The sequence below is a fragment of the Bradyrhizobium sp. Unk1 genome (assembly GCF_059512345.1).
The window spans coordinates 332964-357024 of sequence record NZ_JCAMOP010000001.1 but is presented as its reverse complement, the minus strand read 5'-3'; the positions used below and the strand labels follow the sequence as shown (position 1 = coordinate 357024).

The 24061-nt window shown below is 65.1% G+C and carries 23 protein-coding genes; 22 read left to right on the top strand and 1 reads right to left on the bottom strand.

The window, feature by feature from the left end; all coding sequences use genetic code 11:
* Window positions 1-103: 103 nt before the first annotated feature.
* From AC5ZFO_RS01480 to AC5ZFO_RS01430, 11 genes are all read left to right on the top strand, one after another.
* The gene (locus tag AC5ZFO_RS01480; protein ID WP_496121135.1) at window positions 104-1648 is read left to right on the top strand and encodes a sugar ABC transporter ATP-binding protein; all 1545 of its coding nucleotides are present in this window, start codon (window positions 104-106) and stop codon (window positions 1646-1648) included.
* Entirely contained in the window at window positions 1645-2637 is a 993-nt protein-coding gene (locus AC5ZFO_RS01475; RefSeq protein ID WP_038956311.1) for an ABC transporter permease, read from the top strand. The genes AC5ZFO_RS01480 and AC5ZFO_RS01475 overlap by 4 nt, the downstream gene beginning before the upstream one ends.
* Window positions 2634-3614, top strand: a complete 981-nt coding sequence (yjfF, locus tag AC5ZFO_RS01470; RefSeq protein WP_282518665.1) for a galactofuranose ABC transporter, permease protein YjfF — start codon at window positions 2634-2636, stop codon at window positions 3612-3614. The genes AC5ZFO_RS01475 and yjfF overlap by 4 nt, the downstream gene beginning before the upstream one ends.
* Window positions 3611-4381 carry a FadR/GntR family transcriptional regulator gene (locus tag AC5ZFO_RS01465; protein WP_282518664.1) on the top strand — a complete coding sequence of 257 codons (771 nt, stop codon included), beginning with the start codon at window positions 3611-3613 and terminating at the stop codon, window positions 4379-4381. The genes yjfF and AC5ZFO_RS01465 overlap by 4 nt, the downstream gene beginning before the upstream one ends.
* A gap of 2 nt (window positions 4382-4383) precedes the next feature.
* Window positions 4384-5310, top strand: a complete 927-nt coding sequence (locus tag AC5ZFO_RS01460; protein ID WP_282518663.1) for a Gfo/Idh/MocA family protein — start codon at window positions 4384-4386, stop codon at window positions 5308-5310.
* A gap of 2 nt (window positions 5311-5312) precedes the next feature.
* Window positions 5313-6389 carry an aldose epimerase family protein gene (locus AC5ZFO_RS01455; RefSeq protein ID WP_282518661.1) on the top strand — a complete coding sequence of 359 codons (1077 nt, stop codon included), beginning with the start codon at window positions 5313-5315 and terminating at the stop codon, window positions 6387-6389.
* Window positions 6389-7267: an SMP-30/gluconolactonase/LRE family protein gene (locus AC5ZFO_RS01450; protein WP_282518659.1), complete on the top strand. Its 879-nt coding sequence runs from the start codon at window positions 6389-6391 to the stop codon at window positions 7265-7267. Before AC5ZFO_RS01455 ends, AC5ZFO_RS01450 begins: the two co-directional genes overlap by 1 nt.
* 73 nt (window positions 7268-7340) lie before the next feature.
* Window positions 7341-8414: a multiple monosaccharide ABC transporter substrate-binding protein gene (gene chvE / locus AC5ZFO_RS01445; protein WP_282518658.1), complete on the top strand. Its 1074-nt coding sequence runs from the start codon at window positions 7341-7343 to the stop codon at window positions 8412-8414.
* Window positions 8415-8569: 155 nt separating this feature from the next.
* Window positions 8570-10147: a multiple monosaccharide ABC transporter ATP-binding protein gene (mmsA, locus tag AC5ZFO_RS01440; RefSeq protein ID WP_282518657.1), complete on the top strand. Its 1578-nt coding sequence runs from the start codon at window positions 8570-8572 to the stop codon at window positions 10145-10147.
* A complete protein-coding gene (gene mmsB, locus AC5ZFO_RS01435) occupies window positions 10144-11334 on the top strand; it encodes a multiple monosaccharide ABC transporter permease (RefSeq protein WP_085399414.1) in 1191 nt (396 codons plus the stop codon). Before mmsA ends, mmsB begins: the two co-directional genes overlap by 4 nt.
* 471 nt (window positions 11335-11805) lie before the next feature.
* Complete coding sequence (locus AC5ZFO_RS01430) at window positions 11806-13011, top strand: sensor histidine kinase (RefSeq protein WP_282518656.1); 1206 nt, start codon at window positions 11806-11808, stop codon at window positions 13009-13011.
* A gap of 29 nt (window positions 13012-13040) precedes the next feature.
* Here the strand turns inward: AC5ZFO_RS01430 and AC5ZFO_RS01425 are convergent, their stop codons facing one another.
* Window positions 13041-13196: a hypothetical protein gene (locus tag AC5ZFO_RS01425; protein ID WP_091892367.1), complete on the bottom strand. Its 156-nt coding sequence runs from the start codon at window positions 13194-13196 to the stop codon at window positions 13041-13043.
* 172 nt (window positions 13197-13368) lie between these two features.
* On the opposite strand from AC5ZFO_RS01425, the gene AC5ZFO_RS01420 reads away from it, so the two are divergent.
* The 11 genes from AC5ZFO_RS01420 (at window position 13369) to AC5ZFO_RS01370 (ending at window position 24058) form a co-directional block, all read left to right on the top strand.
* Window positions 13369-13944, top strand: coding sequence for a cytochrome c oxidase subunit 3 family protein (locus AC5ZFO_RS01420; RefSeq protein ID WP_282518655.1), 576 nt, complete (start codon window positions 13369-13371; stop codon window positions 13942-13944).
* Between the two features lie 2 nt (window positions 13945-13946).
* Window positions 13947-14207, top strand: coding sequence for a cytochrome C oxidase subunit IV family protein (locus AC5ZFO_RS01415; RefSeq protein WP_282518654.1), 261 nt, complete (start codon window positions 13947-13949; stop codon window positions 14205-14207).
* 111 nt (window positions 14208-14318) lie between these two features.
* Complete coding sequence (locus tag AC5ZFO_RS01410) at window positions 14319-14771, top strand: c-type cytochrome (RefSeq protein ID WP_071915501.1); 453 nt, start codon at window positions 14319-14321, stop codon at window positions 14769-14771.
* Between the two features lie 65 nt (window positions 14772-14836).
* Window positions 14837-16183, top strand: coding sequence for a cbb3-type cytochrome c oxidase subunit I (locus tag AC5ZFO_RS01405; RefSeq protein WP_282518653.1), 1347 nt, complete (start codon window positions 14837-14839; stop codon window positions 16181-16183).
* A gap of 59 nt (window positions 16184-16242) precedes the next feature.
* Window positions 16243-17055: a CbbQ/NirQ/NorQ/GpvN family protein gene (locus AC5ZFO_RS01400; protein WP_282518652.1), complete on the top strand. Its 813-nt coding sequence runs from the start codon at window positions 16243-16245 to the stop codon at window positions 17053-17055.
* Between the two features lie 10 nt (window positions 17056-17065).
* Window positions 17066-18982, top strand: coding sequence for a nitric oxide reductase activation protein NorD (locus AC5ZFO_RS01395; protein WP_282518651.1), 1917 nt, complete (start codon window positions 17066-17068; stop codon window positions 18980-18982).
* A 72-nt stretch (window positions 18983-19054) separates the two neighbouring features.
* Window positions 19055-19717 carry an HAD family hydrolase gene (locus AC5ZFO_RS01390; RefSeq protein WP_282518650.1) on the top strand — a complete coding sequence of 221 codons (663 nt, stop codon included), beginning with the start codon at window positions 19055-19057 and terminating at the stop codon, window positions 19715-19717.
* A gap of 6 nt (window positions 19718-19723) precedes the next feature.
* Window positions 19724-20674: a sugar-binding transcriptional regulator gene (locus tag AC5ZFO_RS01385; protein WP_282518649.1), complete on the top strand. Its 951-nt coding sequence runs from the start codon at window positions 19724-19726 to the stop codon at window positions 20672-20674.
* Window positions 20675-21002: 328 nt separating this feature from the next.
* The gene (locus tag AC5ZFO_RS01380; protein ID WP_282518962.1) at window positions 21003-22256 is read left to right on the top strand and encodes an ABC transporter substrate-binding protein; all 1254 of its coding nucleotides are present in this window, start codon (window positions 21003-21005) and stop codon (window positions 22254-22256) included.
* A gap of 95 nt (window positions 22257-22351) precedes the next feature.
* Complete coding sequence (locus AC5ZFO_RS01375; protein WP_282518648.1) at window positions 22352-23224, top strand: carbohydrate ABC transporter permease; 873 nt, start codon at window positions 22352-22354, stop codon at window positions 23222-23224.
* Between the two features lie 3 nt (window positions 23225-23227).
* Window positions 23228-24058, top strand: a complete 831-nt coding sequence (locus tag AC5ZFO_RS01370) for a carbohydrate ABC transporter permease (protein ID WP_282518647.1) — start codon at window positions 23228-23230, stop codon at window positions 24056-24058.
* Window positions 24059-24061: the final 3 nt, after the last annotated feature.

Here is a 24061-nt window from a genome sequence, read left to right as displayed (position 1 = left end):
GCTCGCTGTGGCCCGGCGGTGCAAGCCCCCTTCGAATCCGCTGCGCGAACGAATAGGCTGGGTGCCCGCATCACAAGCGGGCGCCGGTGGGAGTGACGTCGTTATGGAGAACAGCCCCGATCCTGCTCCTTCCCTGCTGGAGGTGCGCGGGATCAGCAAAAGCTTCGGTGCTGTGCGTGCGTTGCAGGAGGTCGACTTCACGCTTCGTGCGGGCGAGATTCATGCGCTGCTCGGCGAGAACGGCGCCGGCAAGTCTACGCTGATCAAGGTGATCACCGGCGTATTCCCGCGCGATGCAGGTATCGTCAGGCTGGGCGGTGAAGAGGTCGCGCCGCGCTCGGCCAAGGCCGCGCTCCAGGCCGGCATCGCCACCGTCTACCAGGAGGTCAATCTGCTGCCGAATCTCTCGGTCGCGCAGAACCTGTTCCTCGACCGACAGCCGATGCGCTTCGGCATCGTGCGTGAAGGCGAGATGCGGCGTCGCGCCAAGGCGCTGCTCACGGACTTCGGCCTCGATATCGACGTCGCAGCAGCACTCGGTAGCTATTCCGTCGCCATCCAGCACGTCACCGCGATTGCGCGGGCCGTCGATCTCTCCGCGCGCGTGCTGATCCTGGACGAGCCCACGGCGAGCCTCGACTGCCACGAGGTCGAGATCCTGTTCGGCATCATGCGCCAGCTCGCCAAGCGCGGCATCGGCATCGTGTTCGTCAGCCACTTCCTCGATCAGGTCTACGAGATCTCCGACCGCATCACGGTGTTGCGCAACGGCCGCCTGGTCGGCGAGCGTGAGACCGCCTCGCTGCCGCGGCTCGAGCTAATCCGGATGATGCTCGGCCGCGAGCTGGCCGAGACCACCAGCGCCCGCGCATCGGCGGGAGAGCATCGGGCGCGCGAGGTCTGCGCGAGTTTCGAGAACTACGGCAAAGCCGGCTATGTCGCGCCGTTCAATCTCGAGCTGCGCCATGGCGAGGTCGTAGGTCTCGCCGGCCTGCTCGGCTCGGGCAGGACCGAAACGGCGCGGCTGGTGTTCGGCGCCGAGCGCGCCGATGGCGGGCAGGCGACGGTGGAGGGGGCGCCCGTGCGGCTGCAGTCGCCGCGCGACGGCGTGCGCCACGGTTTTGGCTATTGCCCGGAGGAGCGCAAGACCGACGGCATCGTCGCCGAGCTCACCGTGCGCGAGAACATCGTGCTCGCGCTCCAGGCCAAGCGCGGCCTGCACCGGCCGCTGTCGCGCCGCGAGCAGGACGAGATCGCAAGCCGCTACGTCAGGATGCTCGACATTCGCCCGCCCGATCCGGAGCGCGCCGTGGGGCTGCTGTCCGGCGGCAATCAGCAAAAGGTTCTGCTGGCACGCTGGCTCGCGACCTCGCCGCGCCTCCTGGTGCTGGACGAGCCGACCCGCGGCATCGACGTCGGCGCGCATGCCGAGATCATCCGCCTGATCCGCGAGCTCTGCGACGACGGGCTGGCGCTGCTCGTGATCTCCTCCGAGCTGGATGAGATCGTGACCTATTCCGACCGCGTGGTCGTGTTGCGCGACCGCGCCCATGTCGAGGAGCTCGCGGGCGAGGCGATCGACGTCGGCAACATTCTCGCCGCCATTGCCGCCGATAGCGTCGCTGTTGCGCTCGAGGCCCACACATGACAGCGCTGTTGCCGCGCCGCGGCCTTGCCCAGATCCTCGCGCTGATCGTCATCCTGGCGGTCGATCGCATCGTGTCACCGCAATTCTTCGATCTGCGCCTCCAGGACGGCCGTCTGTTCGGCAGCCTGATCGACGTGCTCAACCGCGGCACACCGGTGGCGCTGCTGTCGCTCGGCATGGTGCTGGTGATCGCGACGCGTGGCATCGATCTGTCGGTCGGTGCGGTCATGGCCATCTCGGGTGCGATCGCGGCGAGCCTTGCCGACACGCACAGTCTGGCCGTTGTCCTCGCGGCCGCGCTCGGCGCTGGCCTGATCTGCGGATTGTGGAACGGATTTCTCGTCGCGGTGCTCGGCATGCAGCCGATCGTGGCGACGCTGATCCTGATGGTGGCGGGACGCGGCATCGCGCAGCTCATTACCGAGGGGCGTATCGTGACCTTCTCCTCGCCGGATCTGGTCTGGCTTGGCAATGGCGCGGTGCTCGGCGTGCCGATGCCGGTCGCGATCGCCTTGGGCATGCTGATTCTCACCGGCGCGGTGGTGCGCGGCTCGGCGCTCGGACTGCTGATCGAGGCGACCGGCGGCAACGCGCGGGCGAGCGAGCTTGCCGGCGTCGGCACGCGCGCGATGATCCTGGCGGTCTACGTCTGGTGCGGCATCTGCGCCGCGCTCGCCGGCGTGATCGCGGCGGCCGACATCATGGGCGCGGACGCCAACAATGCCGGCCTCTGGCTCGAGCTCGACGCCATCCTCGCGGTGGTGATCGGCGGCACCTCCCTGTTCGGCGGCCGCTTCAGCCTCGTGCTGGCCGTGCTCGGTGCGTTGATCATCCAGACCATGAACACCGGCATTCTGCTGTCGGGCTATCCACCGGAGTTCAATTTGCTGGTCAAAGCGGTGGTGGTGATGACGGTACTGCTGCTGCAATCGCCGAAATTTTCGGGGATTGCCGGGATCGCCGCGCGGCTGCGGAGGTCCAAAGCATGAAAGGCCTGCCGCCCGTCCTCATCACCGCCATCGTGCTCGTTGCCGGCTTTGCGCTGTGCGCCGTGCAATTCCCCAACATCGCCTCGACCCGCGTGGTCGGCAATCTCCTCACCGACAACGCCTTTCTCGGCATCGTCGCGACCGGCATGACCTTCGTCATCATCTCAGGCGGCATCGACCTCTCGGTCGGCTCGGTGATCGGTTTCACCACGGTGTTCGTCGCGCTTGCGATCGAGCGCTGGGGCGTGCCGCCGCTGCTTGCCTTCGTCGCGATCCTCGCGCTCTCGGCGGCCTTTGGAGCGGCGATGGGCGCGGTGATCCATGTCTTCGACCTGCCGCCGTTCATCGTGACGCTGGCGGGGATGTTCCTGGCCCGCGGCGCGAGCTTCTTGCTCTCGACGGAATCGGTGCCGATCACCGCGCCGGTCTATTCCACCGTGTCGGACTTCGCGCTGCGGATGCCCGGCGGAGGGCGATTGACGGCGATCGCGATCATCATGCTCGTGATCGTGATCGGCGGCGCGCTGCTGCTGCATCTCACCCGGTTCGGCGCCAATGTCTATGCGCTCGGCGGCAGCCGGGCGACCGCGAGCCTGATGGGCGTTGCCGTCGGCAAGATGACGGTGAAGATCTACATGCTGTCGAGCCTGCTCGCGGGCATCGCCGGCATCGTCTTCTCGTTCTACACCAGCGCCGGCTATTCGCTCTCCGCAGTCGGCGTCGAGCTCGACACCATCGCGGCCGTCGTGATCGGCGGCACGCTGCTCACGGGCGGGCAGGGCTCGGTGATCGGCACCTTCCTCGGCGTGCTGATCCAGGGCCTGATCCAGACCTACATCAATTTCGACGGAACGCTGTCGAGCTGGTGGACCAAGATCGCGACCGGCGTGCTACTGTTCGCCTTCATCGCCTTGCAGCAAGGACTGGTCGCGCTCGCGCGGCGGCCGGCGGCAAAGCGCGCAGGAGCAGCCACATGACGTCGCGCATCGTCGTCATCCCGACGCGCCGGGCTCACTCCAACCATGCGGAAGTGGCCCGCTCGATCGGCGTCGACATCATCGCCGGCCGCTACGCCGAGGGAACGCGCCTGCCTGGTGATGCCGAGATGATTGCGATGTTCGGCGTGTCGCGGCCGGTGCTGCGCGAGAGCGTGAAGACCCTGGTGGCCAAGGGCCTGCTCACCACCAAGGCGCGGGTCGGCACGGTCGTGCGCGAGCGCGCTGCCTGGAACATGTTCGACGCCGACGTGCTGGCTTGGCATCTGGACGCCGGCATCGACAAGCGCTTCCTCAACGACCTCGCCGAGATTCGTCTCGCGGTCGAGCCGCGCGCGGCCATGCTTGCCGCAGTGCAGCGGTCCGAGGAGGACGTCGCCGAGCTCCGCCGCAGCATGGATCGCATGCGGCGTGAAGCCTCCGACTCGGTCGGCTTTGCCGATGCCGATCTTGCGCTTCACGTTGGCGTGGCGCGTGCCTCCGGCAATCTGTTCATGCGCTCGATCGGGCACGTCATCGAGGCAGCCTTGCGCGCCTCGTTCCTGCTCAGCGCTCCGGTCGAGACGGAGGACCGTGACACTGTGCTGCTCTGGCACCAGAAGATCGTCGATGCCATCGCCGCGGGCGACGCGGACGCCGCGTCCGAGGCCATGGTCTATGTCATTCACAACGGCATGCGCCGCCACGAGGGCACGGTGATCGTAACAGCCCCGGCCGAGCCGCTGCCGTCGGCAGATACTGGAGAATAAGCGTGACAGACCTTCGCATCGCCATCGTCGGCTTCGGCAAGATCGCGCGCGACCAGCATGTCGGTGCGATTGCCGCAACGGCGGGCGCGACGCTCGCGGCCGTCGCGAGCCGCAACGCATCGCTGCCGGGCGTGCCGCATTTTGCGACCATCGAGGAACTGCTGGAAAAGGGACCGCCGATCGATGCCGTCTCGCTCTGCACGCCGCCGCAGGTGCGGCGTGCCCAGGCTGCCGCGGCGCTCGCTGCCGGCAAGCACGTGATGCTGGAGAAGCCGCCCGGCACCGGTGTTGCCGAGCTCGACCCGCTGATCGCGATGGCGGAAGAGGCCAAGCGAACGCTGTTTGCGACCTGGCATTCGCGCCATGCGCCCGCGGTCGAGCCGGCGCGCGCGTGGCTTCTCACCCGGCGGATCAAGTCCGTGCACATCAACTGGAAGGAAGACGTTCGCGTCTGGCATCCCGGGCAGGGCTGGATCTGGGAGCCGGGCGGGCTCGGCGTGTTCGACCCCGGCATCAACGCCCTCTCGATCCTGACCCGTATTCTGCCCCGGCCGGTGTTCGTCACCGCGGCCGAGCTGGCCTTTCCAGCCAATTGCCAGGCCCCGATCGCCGCGAACCTGACGCTGACCGACATTGGCGGCCTGCCTGTGACCGCTGAGTTCGATTTCCGCCAGACCGGACCGCAGAGTTGGGATATCGTCGTCGAAACGGAGGAGGGCCGAATGACGTTGTCGGGCGGCGGCCGGCGCATGGCAATCGACGGCGAGACCGTTGCCGAGGCGCCCGATCAGGAATATCGCGAGCTGTACGGGCGCTTCGTCAAGCTCACCGCGACCGGCGCGCGCGACGTCGACCTGGCGCCGCTGCGTCTCGTTGCCGATGCCTTCCTGCTCGGCAGGCGCAACATCGTCGAACCGTTTGTGGACTGAACATGGCTGGCGCAAAAATAACAAAAGACATCTTCGGAACGCTACCGGATGGCCGCAACGTCGAGCGCATCGTGCTGCGCGGGGAGGGCGGGTTCGAAGCCCGCATCATCACCCATGGCGCAGTGATCCAGGCGCTTATCGCGCCGGACGCCAAAGGCGGTTACGACGACGTCATGCTCGGCCATGACGCGTTCGCCGGCTATCTGGCCGAACGAAAATTCTTCGGTGCCACCGTCGGCCGCTATGCCAACCGCATTGCCAACGGACGGTTTTCGCTGGACGGCGAAACGGTGCAGCTTCCGGTCAACAACGGTCCGAATGCGCTGCATGGCGGCCTCGACGGGTTCGATCGCAAGCTCTGGGAGATCGCCGGCATCGACGACGGTGCGGAGCCGGGCGTCACGCTCACCTATTCGAGTCCGCATGGCGAAGAGAATTACCCCGGCCGGCTCGACGTGCGCCTGACCTATCGCGTCACCGGCCCGGCGGAGCTGTCGCTGACGATGGAGGCGCGAACCGACCGGCCGACCATCGTCAACCTGACCAATCACAGCTTCTTCAATCTGGAAGGCGCGACCTCAGGCACGCCCATTCTCGACCACAAGCTGACGGTCGCCGCCGAGCGTTTCCTCGCCATCGATCCCACCGCCATTCCGTTGCCTGAGCCGCCGCGCGCGGTGACCGGAACGCCGTTCGACTTCCGCGACGGCGAGGCCGTCGGCGCGCGCATCCGCGAGAGCGATCAGCAATTGCGGAACGGCAGGGGCTACGACCATACCTACTGTCTCGGGCGTGACGGCAAGCTTGCTTTCGCGGCCCGGCTGGAGGCGCCGCGTTCAGGGCGCATCATGGAGCTCCTGACCGATCAGCCCGGCCTTCAGGTCTATTCCGGCAACTATCTCGACGGCACGATCTCGGGCAAGGGCGGCAAGCTCATCCGGCAGTCGGATGCGATGTGTCTCGAGCCGCATATCTGGCCGGATGCGCCGAACCGGCCGGATTTTCCGAGCCCGCGCCTCAATCCCGGCGAGGTCTACCGCCATCACACGGTCTATCGCTTTGGAGTGAGGACGCTATGATGGAAGAGGTGCCTACCTCGGTTCTCTCGGACGAACCATGCCATCTCGGCGAGGGGCCGACCTATGATTTGGCCACCGACACGGCCTGGTGGTTCGATATCCGCGAGGGGCGGCTGTTCGAGGCGCATCTCGGCAGCGGCGGCATTCGCGTCCACGCGCTCGGCCGGATGGCGAGCGGTCTCGGGCGTATCGACGCCGAGCGCCAGTTGATTGTCGCCGAAGACGGCCTCTACGTCCGCAAGCTCGCCGACGGCGCGATGACGCTGGTCTGCCCGCTTGAAGCCGACAATCCCGCGACGCGCTCCAACGATGCCCGTGTGCATCAGTCCGGCACGTTCTGGATCGGCACCATGGGCCGCAATGCGGAGGCGGGAGCAGGAGCGATCTACGCGTTCCATCGCGGCAAGATCTCGATGCTGTTCCCGCGCATCACCATTCCCAATTCGATCTGTTTTTCACCTGATGGTGCGACCGGCTACTTCGCCGACACCGCGCGCGCCGTGCTCTGCGCCGTTCCGCTTGATCCGGCCACCGGCTTGCCGCGGGGCGAGCCGGAAGTCCTGTTGCGCCACACCGGCATCGGGGGGCTCGACGGCTCGGTGTGCGACGCCGACGGGCAGATCTGGAACGCCTGCTGGGGTGCGGGCCGGATCGATGTCTACTCTCCGCAAGGCGAGCGCCTGCGCTCGCTGCGCGTGCCGGCAAAGCAGTCGAGCTGCCCGGCTTTCGTCGGCCCAGATCTGTCGCGCCTTCTCGTCACGTCGGCCTGGCAGGATATGGACGCGGCGGCGCGCGCCGCCGATCCGCAAGCCGGCTGCACTTTCCTGTTGCAGGCATCCGCGCGTGGCCGCGCGGAGCCTGACGTCAAGCTCGCATAGGAGGCTCGAAGCCGCACACGACCAACGTTCTCGACGAAACGAAGAAACAGTCTGACACCCAAGGGAGTAAAACATGCTGAAACTGAAGACGACATTCCTCGCGCTGGCGCTGGCCGGCGCAGCGACGATGGCCTCAGGCATCACCGCCTCCGCCCAGGACAAGGCGACGGTTGGCATCGCCATGCCGACCAAATCGTCGGCGCGCTGGATCGACGACGGCAACAACATGGTCAAGGTGCTGAAGGAGCGCGGCTACAACACCGACCTGCAATATGCCGAGGACGACATCCCGAACCAGCTCTCGCAAGTCGAGAACATGGTGACCAAGGGCGCGAAGGCGCTGGTGATCGCCGCGATCGACGGCACCACGCTGTCCGACGTGCTCAAGCAGGCGAAAGCAAAAGGCATCACCGTGATCGCCTATGACCGCCTGATCCGCGGCACGCCGAACGTCGACTATTACGCGACCTTCGACAATTTCCAGGTCGGCGTGCTGCAGGCGGAATCGCTCGTGCAGGGGCTCGGCCTCAAGGACGGCAAGGGCCCGTTCAACATCGAGCTATTCGGCGGCTCGCCCGACGACAACAACGCCTACTTCTTCTACAACGGCGCGATGAGCGTGCTGAAGCCGTACATCGACAGCGGCAAGCTCGTCGTCGTCTCCGGCCAGATGGGCATGGACAAGGTCGCGACGCTCCGCTGGGACGGCGCCACCGCCCAGGCCCGCATGGACAACCTGCTCAGCGCCTACTACGGCAACAAGAAGGTCAACGCGGTGCTGTCGCCGTATGACGGCCTCTCGATCGGCATCATCTCGTCGCTGAAGGGCGTCGGTTATGGCAGCGCCGGCCAGCCGATGCCTGTTATCTCGGGCCAGGATGCCGAGGTGCCCTCGATCAAGGCGATGCTGCGCGGTGATCAGTACTCGACCATCTTCAAGGACACCCGCGACCTCGCCAAGGTGACCGCCGACATGGTCGACGCGGCGCTCGCCGGCAAGCAGGTCACCGTCAACGACACCAAGACCTACGAGAACGGCGCCAAGACGGTGCCGTCTTATCTCTTGAAGCCGGTCGTGGTCTACAAGGACAATTGGGAGAAGGTTCTGGTCGACAGCGGCTACTACAAGAAGTCGCAGTTCCAGTAAGACTCTCTCTTCTTCCTCTCCCCGTTCTTGCGGGGAGAGGGTTGGGGTGAGGAGCTCTCTCCACACGGGCAGTTGCCCTTGCGGAGACTCTCCATCGCGATCGACCTCTCTCCGCAGGCGGGGCGAGGTGAAGCAAAGGACTAGGGATAACGACGATGACCGCCATGCTGGAGATGCGCAACGTCAGCAAGAGCTTTTCAGGCGTGCAGGCTCTGCGTGACGTCAACTTCTCGGTTCACGCCGGGCAGATCCACGCGCTCGTGGGCGAGAACGGTGCCGGCAAATCCACACTGATGAAAGTGCTCAGTGGCGTCTACCCGGCCGGCAGCTACGAGGGCACCATCGTCTTCGAGGGCGAGGAGCGCCGCTTCCGTGACATCAACGATTCCGAGGCGCTCGGCATCATCATCATCCACCAGGAGCTGGCGCTGATCCCGCTGATGTCGATCGCGGAGAACATCTTCCTGTCGCATCCGCCGTCAAAATTCGGTGTGATCGATCGCGATCAGGTCTACCGGCGCACCCGCGAGCTGCTGGCGCAAGTCGGCCTGAAGGAATCGCCGGATACGCTGATCACCGACCTCGGCGTCGGCAAGCAGCAGCTGGTCGAGATTGCCAAGGCGTTGTCCAAGCGGGTGCGGATGCTGATCCTGGACGAGCCGACCGCGAGCCTCAACGAGGCCGACAGCGCCGCGCTGCTCGAACGCCTGATGGCCTTCCGCGAGCAGGGCATCGGCTCGATCCTGATCTCGCACAAGCTCAACGAGGTCGCCAAGGTCGCCGACCACATCACCGTGCTGCGCGACGGCCGCACCGTCGACGGCATCGACTGCCGTGCCGAGCCGATCCAGGAAGACCGCATCATCCGCAGCATGGTCAACCGCGATCTCGCCCATCGCTTTCCCGAGCGCAGCGCCAAGATCGGCGAGCCCGTCCTGACCGTCGAGAACTGGTCGGTCTATCACCCCATTCATCCCGAGCGGCAGGTGATCAAGAACGTCAATTTCGGCGTGAAGCGCGGCGAGGTCGTCGGCATTGCCGGGCTGATGGGCGCCGGCCGCACCGAGTTTGCCATGAGCCTGTTCGGCCGCTCCTGGGGTACCACTATCAGCGGCCGGATCCGGCTAGAGGGCAGGGAGATCGTGCTGCCGAGCGTTGCGGCCGCGATCGACGCCGGCCTTGCCTATGTCACCGAGGACCGGAAGCAGCTCGGCTTGATCCTGGCCGATGACGTCCGCAAGAACATCACGCTCGCCAGCCTCGACCAGGTCGCACCCGGCCGGGTGATCGACGACATCGCCGAGCTGAAGGTCGCCAGCGACTACCGGAGCCGCATGCGCATCCGCTGCTCCGACGTGTACCAGGAGACCGGCCAGCTCTCCGGCGGCAACCAGCAGAAAGTGGTGCTGTCGAAATGGCTGATGACCGATCCCAAGGTCCTGATCCTGGACGAGCCGACCCGGGGCATCGACGTGGGTGCCAAATACGAGATTTACTGTATCATCAACGAGCTTGCGGAGGCCGGGCGCGGCGTCGTGGTCATCTCCTCGGAGATGCCCGAGCTGCTCGGCATCTGCGACCGCATCTGCGTCATGAACGACGGCGCCTTCGTCGGGGAATTCAAGGGCGCAGAGGCGACGCAGGAGAAGATCATGCGCGCCATCATGCGCAACGAACGAAGCAATGGAAACGGCGTGCCTGAGGCCGCGGAGATGGGAGGATCGCAGCCATGACCGACAAGACGGTATCGCTGCCCGAGGAGCGTCGGCACGGCAGCTTCATCAAGAACAATTTGCGCAATTACGGCATGCTGATGTCGCTGATCGCGATCATGCTGTTCTTCCAGGTCATGACCGGCGGCACGCTGCTGCAGCCGCTCAACCTGACCAACCTGGTGCTGCAGAACAGCTACATCGTCATCATGGCGCTCGGCATGCTGCTCGTGATCGTCACCGGCCATATCGACCTCTCGGTCGGTTCGGTCGCGGGCTTCGTCGGCGCGGTCGCCGCCCTGCTGATGGTGACCTACAAGGTCGACTATACGCTCGCCTTCATCGCCTGCCTCGTGGTCGGCGCTGCGATCGGCGCGGCGCAGGGCTATTGGGTCGCCTATTTCAAGATACCGTCTTTCATCGTGACCCTGGCCGGCATGCTCGTGTTCAAGGGACTTGCGCTCGCGGTGTTGCAGGGGCAGTCGCTCGGGCCGTTTCCGCCGACCTTCCAGAAATTGTCGTCGGGCTTCATTCCGGAGTTCCTGCCCGAAGCCGGCACGCTGCATCCGACCTCGATGCTGATCGGCGCCGTGCTGGCGCTGGGGCTGGTTTACGCCAGCGCCAAGAGCCGCGCGCGCGAGCAGTCGCATGGCATCGAGGTCGAGCCTTATGCGTTCTTCCTTGGCAAGAGCGTGGTGCTGGCCTGCGCCGTGCTCTACTTTACCTACCTGATCGCGACCTATCGCGGCTTGCCGAACGTGCTGGTGATCATGAGCGCCTTGATCGCGCTCTACGGCTTCGTCACCCGCCGCACCGTAATCGGCCGGCAGATCTATGCGGTCGGCGGCAACGCCAAGGCGGCAAGCCTGTCGGGCATCAAGACCGAGCGGCTGACCTTCCTCACCTTCGTCAACATGGGCGTGCTCGCAGCCCTGGCCGGCCTCGTCTTTGCCGCGCGTCTCAACACCGCAACGCCCAAGGCCGGTCTCGGCTTCGAGCTCGACGTCATCGCCGCCTGCTTCATCGGCGGCGCCTCGGCCTATGGCGGCGTCGGGCGCGTCGGCGGCGCCGTGGTCGGCGCCATGATCATGGGCGTCATGAACAACGGCATGTCCATCCTCGGCATCGGCATCGACTATCAGCAGGTCATCAAGGGCCTGGTGCTGCTCGGGGCGGTCTGCATCGACGTGTATAATCAGCGGCGGTAAGCGCAAAATCACGTCGCGGGGGAGGCTCTGGCGCCGCCCCGCCAGGCGACTACAATTTTCGTCAATTTCGATCATGGCATCGCGACCGGAACCGATGCCTCGCGATGACCATGATTTGGGGGCTAGATCCGGGGGGGCCGAGCAGGGCACGGGCAGGGCAGCACCAGTGGCGGCTCATATCCACGAGATGACAGACGATGAATTTGAGGGCCGGCTTCGCATCCTCTTGCGCATCGTTTCCGCCTGCACCCTCGGGCTAGGCTCCTTTGCTGCAGGTTTATTGATCGGCGCCTTTGTTCTGTTTTGAACGAGGCGATTCACTCCAGAGCCTCGGAACGATAGGCGCCGGCGCGTCTTCTTGATCTAGATCAACCGATCGCCAATTCTGTGCTAATCTCATGTGGTCGACGCAAGGGACCACGGGGAACCCGAGTGACGAGTACAGTGAGGTCATCGCCGGCTTCGGAGGTGATGCTGGTCTCGACTTTGCCGGCGTTGCAGCTGATCTACGACACCGCCCCGATCGGGTTGGCCTGTCTGTCGCCGGACTGCCGCTATTTGCTGATCAACCAGCGTCTGACCGAGATCTGCGGCATATCCATCGAAGGCCATCTTGGACATACGGTCAGGGACTGCGTGCCGGCCCTGGCGGATTCCGTCGAGCAGATTGTGCGCTCGATCGTCGCGACGGGCGAGCCCGTGATCGGTATCGAGGTGGCGGGGCAGCGGGCCGATCGGGTCGAGGAGCGTTCCTGGGTTACCTATTGGCACCCGCTGCGAATGCCGGATGGCGAGATTGTCGCGGTCAACGTGGCGGCGGAGGAGATCACCGAACGCAAGCGCGCCGAGCGGGAGATTCGCAGCGCCAGGGACGCCGCTGAGACCGCGCTTCGCCATCTGCGCGATATCCAGGACACCCTGATCGAGGCAGAAAAGCTTGCGGCGCTCGGGCGCATGGTTGCCGGTGTCGCGCACGAGATCAACACGCCGCTCGGCAGCAGTCTGACGGTGGCATCGACGCTCCAGCGCAAGGCGGAGCAGTTCGCGGCGGAGGTCGCGCGGGGTAATCTCAAGCGCTCGACACTGACAGGGTTTCTGGAACTGGTCAGCGATGCGTCCGCGCAGCTGGTCACGAACCTCGGTCGCGCCGCCGAGCGGGTGCAATCCTTCAAGCAAGTGGCGGCTGACCAGACCGAGTCACTTCGGCGCGGCTTTGACGCAGGCGAGCTGACCGGGCAGGTTCTGTCGCAGTTCGAGCGGCAGTGGCGGGTGCGCGACATCGCGTTCAGCCTCCACTGCGAAACGAATCTCGCCATGGACAGCTATCCCGGGCCTTTCGGCCAAGTGCTCACCAATCTCGCAGTCAATGCGATGACGCACGCGTTCTCCGATGGTGAGACCGGGACGATCAACGTCTCGCTCCGTGCGGTCGATGATGACCACGTTGAGCTGCTGTTTGCTGATGACGGCTGCGGCATGGCTCCCGATGTGGAACGGCGGGCCTTCGACCCATTCTTCACCACGCGCCGGCACGACGGCGCCAGCGGCCTCGGTCTGCATATCGTGCACAGCATCGTCGTCGACCGGTTGGGTGGGCAGCTCCGGCTCGAGAGCCTGCCCGGCGCGGGGACGCGGTTTCAGCTCATCCTGCCGAGAATGGCGCCCGACCGGCGATAGCTGATCGTTTCCTCATCGGTAGTGCCCGGCTACTGCGTCGTGAACAGCACCGCCGCGATCGCGACGGAGAGGCTCACCGCCGATACGGTTGCCACAGTCGACAGCACCCCCATGCGCCTGAGCGCGATGGCGAAGGCGATGATGATCGGTGTCGCGGTCATCAGTCCGATTTGTGCATCGCTCATGTCGTCGCTCGCCACTCCGTGGAGTCCTGAGGCGGTTCGTAGCGCGATCCGGCCGGCCGGTCGTTGCGTCGGCGCAAACAAACGACGCGGCGTTTGCAGAGTTTGTCCGGCGACAAACTCGGATCGCGACGCCTGAGCTAAATCTGCCCGGTGTCCTGATCCAAAAAAGCAGATGTCGACAGCCGATTGCGAGCAACAGGGAACCGGCTGGGGAATTCTGGAAGATCTCCCCGGCGATCCCATGATCTGGGTGCTGATCTTCAGTGAGCTCGTCGCCTTCGGCCTGTTTCTCGGTGCCTTCACGGTCGCGCGCGCGATCCACCCCGCAGTGTTCGCGGCGGGGCAGGCGGTGCTAGATTCGAATCTCGCTGGTCTCAACACCGTCGTGCTGGTGACCAGCGGCTGGGCTGCGGCCCGGGCTACGAAGGCCGCGCGGACCAGCGAGAAGCAAGCCTCGCGCCGATGGCTCCTAACCGCCATAGCGCTCGGCGGCCTCTTCATCGCGATCAAGCTGACCGAATATGCCGAAGAGATCGGTCGCGGGATCGGCCTCGAGACCAGCCCGTTCTTCACGCTCTACTTCCTCCTGACCGGCTTCCATCTCCTGCACGTCTGCCTCGGCATCGTGATTCTCGCCGTGGTCTGCCGCCGCGCCGACATATCGGGCGTCGAGACGGGGGCCGCCTTCTGGCACATGGTCGATCTGGTCTGGATCGTGATGTTCCCGATTCTCTATCTGCTGCGGTGATGATGCCCGATCGCCTCGACATCACCTGGATCGCGCTGATCGGCCTCGCGCTGGCGACCATCCTGGTGCCACAGCTAGTGCCGCGACCGCTGCTCGGCGACGCTTTGTTGCTGACCTTCGCCGCCATCAAGGGCCGCCGCATTGCGCTCGATTTCATGGATCTCGGGGCCGCGCCGGCGCTTTGGCGCGGTCTGGTGAGTGCATGGATCCTCATCGTGGTGCTTGTTGCCTGGCTCGCCTCCGCCGTCGTCGCATTGATCTGACGCCGCCAACGCAGCGTTCATTGCGCCCGGACAAAGACCCGTCGGCACCAATCGGCAAGATACAGCATCACTGCTTCCTCACGACGGGACTCACAACGGAAAGGACTGGCAATGGCTGAACGCCTGACCAAGTCGGCGGCTCGAAACGTCTTCTACGGCGGCTCGGCCTTCTTCTTCGCCATCTTCATCGGGCTGACGGCGCACAGCCATTACTATATGGCGACGACCTCGACGGACGCGGCCACGCTGACATCGTCGGTCGCGCGCGGCAAGCATGTCTGGGAGAAGAACTCCTGCATCAATTGCCACACTTTGCTGGGCGAGGGCGCCTATTTCGCCCCCGAAGTCGGCAATGTCTGGGATCGCTGGGGCGGCAATGAGGATCCGGCCGGTGCGCGCGAGACGTTGAAGGCCTGGATGCAATCGCAGCCCTCGGGCGCGGAGGGCCGGCGCCAGATGCCGCAGTTCAACCTCACCGACCAGGAGCTGAACGATCTCGCCGACTTCCTGCAATGGACCAGCAAGATCAAGCGCCAGGAGTGGCCGCCGAACAAGGCCGGCTGACGCCTTCCACTTTCAAGGCCGCCTCTTTCAAGGCCTTGCCTCTTTCAAGACAGAGAGAACCCGAAATGAAATATCAAACCCAGAAAGTCGCGATGCTGTATTTCTACGGCGCGCTGACGCTGTTCCTGGCGCAGGTCCTGTTTGGCCTGCTTGCCGGGACCATCTACGTCCTGCCCAACACGCTGTCGGTGCTGCTGCCGTTCAACATCGTCAGGATGATTCACACCAACGCGCTGATCGTGTGGTCGCTGATCGGCTTCATGGGCGCGACCTACTTCCTGCTGCCGGAGGAAACCGAGACCGAGCTTTACAGCCCGCTGCTCGCAAAGATCCAGTTCTGGATGTTCTTTGGCGCCGCTGGCGTGGCTGTGGTCGGCTATCTGTTCCACTACCATGAAGGCCGCGAATTCCTCGAGCAGCCCTTCATCATCAAGGTCGGCATCGTGGTTGTCTGCCTGATGTTCCTGTTCAACGTGACGATGACGGCGCTGAGGGGACGCAAGACGACGGTCACCAACATCCTGTTGTTCGGCCTGTGGGGCGTTGCGATCTTCTTCCTGTTCGCCTTCTACAATCCGGCCAATCTCGCGGTCGACAAGATGTACTGGTGGTACGTCGTCCATCTCTGGGTCGAGGGCGTCTGGGAGCTGATCATGGCGTCCGTGCTCGCCTATCTGATGATCAAGCTCAACGGCATCGACCGCGAGGTGGTCGAGAAATGGCTCTACGTCATCATCGGCCTTGCGCTGTTCTCGGGCATTCTCGGCACCGGCCACCATTTCTACTGGATCGGCGCACCCGGCTACTGGCAGTGGATCGGCTCGCTGTTCTCCACGCTGGAAGTCGCGCCCTTCTTCACCATGGTGATCTTCACGGTGCAGATGACCTGGAAGGCCGGCCGCAAGCATCCGAACCGCGCCGCGCTGCTGTGGTCGGTCGGCTGCTCGGTGATGGCGTTCCTCGGCGCCGGCGTCTGGGGCTTCCTGCACACGCTGTCCTCGGTGAACTACTACACCCACGGCACGCAGGTCACTGCCGCACATGGCCATCTCGCCTTCTTCGGCGCCTATGTGATGCTGAACCTGTCGGTGATGGCTTATGCGATCCCGCAGATCAAGGGACGTGCGCCCTATAACCAGTGGCTCAGCATGACCAGCTTCTGGATCATGTGCACGGCGATGATGACCATGACTTTCGCGTTGACCTTTGCCGGCGTGATTCAGGTCCATCTCCAGCGCGTGCTTGGCCAGAGTTACATGGACGTGCAGGACCAGCTTGCCTTCTTCTACTGGGTGCGGCTCGGCTCCGGCGTGTTCGTCGCGATCTCTGCGCTGATGTTCGTCTGGGCGGTGCTGGTGCCCGGCCGCGAGAAGCGGGCGACTATCCCAGGCGTGCTCCAACCGGCCGAATGAACACAAGGCGGCCGCGCAAGTCGCGGCCGCCGTTCCAGAATGATTTCCGGAGAAGAACCATGACAGCAGCACTTCACGCCTTGGCGGCACCCGCGCTCGTGCTCCCGGCTTACGTTCCGAGCGGCAACGAATGCGGGCTGTTCGAGCACGCCTGGCGGCATCAGCTCCCGGTCCTGTTGAAGGGACCGACCGGCTGCGGCAAGACGCGCTTCGTCGCCCACATGGCGGCGCGGCTGGGATTGCCGCTTCACACCGTCGCCTGCCATGACGATCTCACCGCCGCCGATCTCACCGGCCGCTACCTGCTGAGAGGCGGCGACACCGTGTGGACCGACGGTCCGCTGACACGGGCGGTGCGCGAGGGCGGCATCTGCTATCTCGACGAAATCGTGGAGGCGCGCAAGGACGTCACGGTGGTGCTGCATCCGCTCACCGACGACCGCCGCATTCTGCCGCTGGAGCGGACCGGCGAGGAGCTGGTCGCGCCGAAGAGCTTCATGCTCGTGGTCTCCTACAATCCCGGCTACCAGACGCTGCTGAAGGCGTTGAAGCCGTCGACGCGTCAGCGCTTCGTTGCCATCGAGTTCGGCTTCCTGCCGCCGGAGCAGGAGGAGGCGGTGGTGTCCGCCGAAAGCGGGCTCTCGCCGGAGCGCGTGCGGCCGCTGGTTGGGCTGGCCAGCCGGCTGCGCGCGCTCAAAGGGCACGACCTGGAGGAGGGGGTCTCGACCCGTCTCGTCGTCTATTGCGCCACCCTGATTGCGGCCGGAGCCTCAATTGGCGATGCGGTGCTGGCCGGCATGATCGAACCGCTCACCGATGACGCAGACGTCAAGGCGGCGCTGCTCGACGTCGCACGCGCCGTGATCTCCTGAGGGTGATGCGATGCTCGATTTCCTCGAGCTTGAAGAAACCGTCGGCCGCGCCTGGCATCGCCTGGTCGGCGGCACCGCGAGCTATCTGGTTTACGCCGAACACGCGGTGTCCCTCGCGGAGGTGCGCAGCCGGATCGCGATCATGTTCCGCGCGCTTGGCGGGGAGACGGGCGTGCAGATCGCCAGCGCGAGTGCTCGCCGGACTGGGCATCGGCTTGGATGGCGGCAGCGCATCGGGCTCGGCGACGAGCGGCTCGAGCAACCGGGGCGTGACGCCGCGACGATCTTCCTGCCCGACAACATCGCGATCTTCGCCGATCGCGGGCTGAATGCTGCGCTGTACCGGTGGCTGGCCGTGTGGTTTGCCTTTGCGCCGGTCGACGCTATCCCCGAGGCCGATCCGTTGCGGCGCGACCTGTTGATGCTGCGGCGGGCCAGCGAGATCGCGGTGCTTGTGCTGACGGAATGTCCCGGCCTTGCCGGGGACTACGCCCGGCTGGCCGCGGCCACGGCCATGGCGCGGCCGCACCGGCCATTGCCGCGCATCGAGCAGGACATGGAGCAGATCGTGCTTGCTCTGCTCGGCGCCGGTACGCCGCCGGTGGGAAAGCTGTGGCCGGCGATGATGGGGACAGAGCCGCTGCCGGACAGGGCGCCGCCGGGCTATCGTTCGATCCTGCCATGCCCGCTCTGGGGCGATTGCTGGACACGGGAGCTGTCACCCGCACATGCGGGCGATGACGCGTGCGGGCCGACCGCCGCGCCAGCGCCATCAGACGATCGCAAGCGTTTCGCCGTCCGTGAGCGCGAAGACGGCACCGATCGCCGCGACCCGTTCGTGCTCAATCGCTTTGAAAAGATCCTCGCGATGGCCGAGATGATCAATGTCGATCGCCCGGCTGACGACAGTGAGGACGAGGAAGCGCAGAAGGCAGCCGACGACCTCGAGGAGATCACGCTCAGCCGCCGCAGCGGCAAGCCGGCGAGCCGGCTCAAATTCGATCTCGACCTGCCGCCGGAAGCCCTCGATGCCTCGCGATTGAACGCCGACCTGAGCTATCCCGAATGGGATTATCGCAGCGGCTCCTATCTGCCCGATCATTGCCGCGTGCTCGCGGGTGCGGCCTCCGAGCTGGGTGAGAGCTGGACGCCTGACGACGCCATGTGTCGGCATATCCGCCAGGTGCGCCGCCGCTTCGAGGTGTTGCGGCCGCGTCACGAATTGATGCGCGCCCAAGCCGATGGTCACGATCTCGACCTCGATGCGCTCGTGCGTGCGCGGTGCGATCTCCGCGCCGGCAGCGGCGGCGGTCTCGATCGCATCCATGTCGCGATGCGCCCGCAGGGGCACGATCTCGCCGTCACCCTGCTGGTGGACGTCTCGCTCTCGACGGATGCCTGGGTCGACGGTTACCGGGTGCTCGACGTCGAGAAGGAGGCGCTGCTGGTGCTTGCGCATGGCCTGTCGGCCTGCGGCGATCACCACAGCATCCTCACCTTCACCTCGCGCCGACGTTCCTGGGTACGGCTCGAAACGGTCAAGGCCTTCGGCGAGCCGATGAGTGGGGCGATCGAGCGCCGGATCGGCGCGCTGAAGCCTGGCTATTACACACGGATCGGCGCGGCGGTACGCCACGCCTCGACCGAGCTGGCGCGCCAGCCGCAGCGCAAGAAGCTGCTGCTCGTTCTCACCGACGGCAAGCCGAACGACGTCGATCATTATGAGGGGCGCTTTGCAGTCGAGGACACCCGCAAATCCGTGCAGGAGGCGCGGCGGCTTGGCATCGCGGTCTTCGGCGTGACGGTCGATGCGACGGCGCAATCCTACGTCCCGACGCTGTTCGGCCGCAGCGGCTACGCCATCGTCGGCAATATCTGTCGATTGCCTGCGGCGCTGCCGGCGATCTATCGACAGGTCGCCCATTGACCCCGGAAAGCCCGCCACGCGCCTCTTCGGTGAACTATTGCTCAAAGCATGGGTATATGATCGAATGGCCGGATGGACCGAAGCCGGCAAAGGCCCGATCTCGTCATCTTCGACTGCGACGGCGTGCTCGTCGACAGCGAGCTCTTGAGCTGCCAGTGCCTTGTCGACGAGCTGTCCGGATTCGGGATATCGCTGACACTTGTGCAGGCGCTCGAGCTGTTTCTCGGGCGAAGCACGAGCGCGGTCACGCAGCATTATCGCGAATTCGGCCAGGCGGTGCCGGCCGATTTTCCCGTCCGGCTGAAGGCGCGCGTACTGACCGCCTTCGAGAAGGCGCTCGATCCGATTCCCGATGCCGATACCGTCCTGTCCGGCCTGCGCGTGCCGAATTGCGTGGCCTCGTCGAGTGATCTCGACCGCGTCGCGCTGTCTCTGAGGGTGACCGGTCTCGCGCCCCATTTCGGCGACCGGATCTACACGGCGCAGATGGTCACGCACGGCAAGCCCGCGCCGGATCTCTTTCTCCACGCGGCGGAGAAAATGGGCGCGCAACCCGCGCGCACGCTGGTGATCGAGGACAGCGTCAGTGGCGTGCTGGCCGCGAAGGCTGCCGGCATGACCGTCTGGGGATTTGTCGGCGGCAGCCATTATCGCGGGCGCGACGGCCAAGCTATATTGTCCCGCGCCGGGGCCGATCGGGTCTTCGCGCACATGAGCGATTTCTGGGAGGCGTAGGCCGCCATGGCCGTCGAGAACGAAAAGTCCAGGCTCGACGATGCCGCGCGTGCCGGCTGGCTCTATTTCATTGCCGGTCACACCCAGGACGAGATCGCAAAGATGCTGCAGGTCTCGCGGGCCTCCGCGCAGCGGCTGGTCTCGCTGTGCCTTGCCGAGCGTCTCATCACCTTCCGTCTCGAACATCCCATCGCCGCCTGCATGGAACTGGCGGCACGCCTGAAGGCGCGCTTCGACCTCAGCCATTGCGAGGTGGTGCCGGCCGATCCTGCCGCGCCGCAGGCCACGGCGGGCATCGCCGAACGCTGTGCCAACCTGCTGGATTCGACGTTGCGTTCGGAAACGCCCGTCATCGTCGCGCTCGGTACGGGCAGGGCGGTGCGCGCTGCGGTCGAGCGCGTGACGCCGATCGACCGGCCCAACCACCAGATCGTCTCGCTGGTCGGCAACATCTCCGCCGACGGCTCGGCGAGCTTCTACGACACCGTCGGCCGGCTCGCCGACCGCACCGGCGCGCGGCACTATCCGATGCCGCTGCCGTTCCTGATGTCGTCGGAGGACGAGCGCAACAAGATGGTGCGGATCGAGCCGATCGCGAAGGTCAAGGCGGTCGCCGCCAAGGCTGACTTGCGCCTCGTCGGCATCGGTCAGATGGACCAGAAGGCGCAAATCCACATCGACGGCTTCGTCACCCGCGACGAATTGTTCGAGATGATGCGGCAGGGGGCGATCGGCGAAATCACCGGCTGGGCCTATGATGCCAAGGGCCGCCTGCTCAAGGCCGGCACCAACAAGCGCCTCACCAGCATTCCGCCGGAAGTGCCGGCCAAGACCACCACGATCGGCGCCGCGGTCGGTGCGGCCAAGGTGCCGGCGATCGCGGCCGCGCTGAACGGGCACCTGATCAACGGCCTGATCACGGACGAGGCGACGGCAAGGGCGATTCTGGAGCGGTAGGGCGGGCGATCTCACGACTTGCGCGACTGTCATCATCCGCGAAAGCGGATGATCCAGTACTCCGCGGCCCCGCTTGGGGCAAACCAACTCACGACACGGCGTACTGGATGCCCCGCCTTCGCGGGGCATGACGGGGGTGGGTGGTGCACCGCAGCACTCATAAGTTGCGGGAACGCCCGCGCGCCTGCTTGACAAGCGTCGCACCTCGTCCGAACATACGCTCAACGCGTGGGCATATGCTCAGAAGCGCGATCCTAGGGAGGTCACCGTGAAACACGTCCTCGGCGCCGTCTGCGGCGCGTCTTGCCTGTTGTTGGCTGTCCCTGTGATGGCCGAAACGACCCTGACCATCGCCACCGTCAACAATGGCGACATGATCCGCATGCAGGGGCTGGCCAGCGAATTCACCAAGAAAAATCCAGACATCACCGTCAAATGGGTGACGCTGGAGGAGAACGTGCTGCGCCAGCGCGTCACCACCGACATCGCCACCAAGGGCGGCCAATTCGACGTTTTGACCATCGGCACCTATGAGGTGCCGATCTGGGCCAAGAAGGGCTGGCTGGTGCCGCTCGCCAATCTCGGCGCCGACTACGACGTCGCCGACCTCTTGCCGAAGATCAAGGACGCGGTCTCCGTCGACGGCAAGCTCTACGCCGCGCCGTTCTATGGCGAGAGCTCGATGGTAATGTATCGCACCGACCTGTTCGAGAAGGCCGGCCTGAAGATGCCGGAAAAGCCGACCTGGGATTTCGTCATCGACGCCGCCAAGAAGCTCACGGACAAGAGCGCCGGCACCTACGGCATCTGTCTCCGCGGCAAGGCCGGGTGGGGCGAGAACATGGCGTTCCTGTCGGCCATGGCCAATTCCTACGGCGCGCGCTGGTTCGACGAGAAGTGGGAGCCGCAGTTCAACACGCCGGAATGGAAGACGACGCTCACGACTTACGTCAATCTCATGAAGGACGCCGGCCCTCCCGGCGCGAGCGCCAACGGCTTCAACGAAAACCTGGCGCTGTTCAACGCCGGAAAATGCGCGATGTGGATTGATGCGACGGTCGCTGCGTCCTTTGTCACCAACCCGAAGGAGTCCCAGGTCGCCGACAAGGTCGGCTTCGCGCTCGCGCCCAACACGGGGCTCGGCAAGAACGCCAACTGGCTGTGGGCCTGGAGCCTTGCAATTCCCGCCGGCTCGAAGAAGTCGGACGCGGCCGAGAAGTTCATCGCCTGGGCGACGAGCAAGGATTACACCAAGCTCGTGGCGTCGAAGGAGGGCTGGGCCAACGTGCCGCCAGGCACGCGGACCTCGCTCTACCAGAACGAGGACTATCTGAAAGTCGCGCCCTTCGCGAAGCTGACGCTGGCCTCGATTGATGCTGCCGACCCGAACAAGCCCACCGTGAAGCCGGTGCCTTACGTCGGCGTGCAATACGCGGCGATCCCCGAATTCCAGGGCATTGGCACGCAGGTGGGCCAGCAATTCTCCGCCGCGCTCGCGGGATCGATGACGGTCGATGCCGCGCTTACCGCGGCGCAGTCCGCCACCGAGCGCGAGATGAAGCGCGCCGGCTACATCAAGTGAACCCGAGCTCTCCCTCCTGAGCTCAAACTGGCGGCCATCCACCAGCCAGCCCCGAATGGATGGCCGCCTTCTTCCTCCCAGCGGAGACGCCAAGGATGGCAACCCGGCAGACGCAGTTTCTTGCGCGTTCGCTCCTGACGCCTGCGGTCGGGCTGCTCTTCATCTGGATGATCGTTCCGCTGGCGCTGACGATCTATTTCTCGACCCTGCATTACAGCCTGCTCGATCCCGGCTCCGAGGCGTTCGTCGGCCTGGAGAATTTCCGCTACTTCCTCACCGATCCCGCCTTCCTCGCCTCGCTCCGGAACACACTGGTGCTGGTCGGCTCAGTGCTGGCGCTGACGATCCTGCTCGGCATCCCCCTGGCGCTGCTGATGGACCAGCCCGTGATCGGCCGCAACATCGTGCGGCTGATGGTGATTGCGCCGTTCTTCGTGATGCCGACGGTGAGCGCGCTGGTCTGGAAGAACCTTTTGATGCATCCGGTCTCCGGCCTGTTCGCCTGGCTCGCCAAGCTGGTCGGGTTGACGCCGATCGACTGGTTCACCGACGCGCCGCTGCTCGCGGTGATCCTGATCGTCGCCTGGCAATGGCTGCCGTTCGCGACGCTCATTTTGCTGACCGCGCTGCAATCGCTCGACGAGGAGCAGAAGGAGGCCGCCGAGATGGACGGCGCCAGCGCCGTCTCGACCTTCATCTATATCACGCTGCCGCACCTTGCGCGTCCCATCACCGTGGTGATCCTGATCGAGACCATCTTCCTGCTCACGGTGTTCGCGGAGATCTTCGTCACCACCGGCGGCGGACCGGGCCTGCAAACCACCAACATCGCCTTCCTGATCTATTCGCAGGCGCTGATCCAGTTCGACGTCGGCAGCGCCTCCGCAGGCGGCCTCGTTGCGGTCGTGATCGCCAACGTCGTCGCTTTCTTCCTCGTCCGCATCGTCGGCCGCAATCTGGAGGCTTGAAACATGGCGCGGATGGCGACGACGCAGCGGGTGGTGGTCTCGACGATCGGAGCGTGGTTCTTCGGCTTCCTGATCTTCTTCCCGATCCTCTGGATGGTGCTGGCGAGCTTCAAGACCGAGTTAGAGGCCTTCGCCATTCCCCCGTCCTTCCTGTTCTTCCACTGGACCACGGAAAACTACGCGACTGTGCAGGAGCGCAGCGACTATTTCCACCACGCGATGAACTCGATCATCATCGCCGGCGGCTCGACGCTCATTGCGATGCTGATCGCGATCCCCGCGGCCTGGTCGATGGCATTCTCGCCGACCAAGCGCACCAAGGACATCCTGCTCTGGATGCTCTCGACCAAGATGATGCCGCCGGTCGGCGTGCTGGTACCGATCTATTTGATCTTCAAGACCTTCGGCCTGCTCGATTCCCGTATCGGCCTCGTCTTCATCCTCTGCCTCGGCAATCTGCCGATCGTGATCTGGATGCTGTTCACCTATTTCAAGGAGATTCCGCGCGACATCCTCGAGGCCGCGCGCATGGACGGCGCCACGATAGGCCGCGAGCTCGTCTACGTCTTGACGCCAATGGCGATCCCGGGGCTGGCGTCGACCATGCTGCTCAATCTGATCCTGGCCTGGAACGAGGCGTTCTGGACGCTGAACCTTTCAACGTCGAACGCCGCACCTCTCACGACGTTCATCGCCTCCTATTCGAGCCCGGAAGGGCTGTTCTGGGCAAAGCTGTCGGCGGCCTCGACGCTGGCGATCGCGCCCATTCTCGTCCTCGGTTGGTTCAGCCAGAAGCAGCTCGTGCGCGGGCTCACCTTCGGCGCGGTGAAGTAAAGG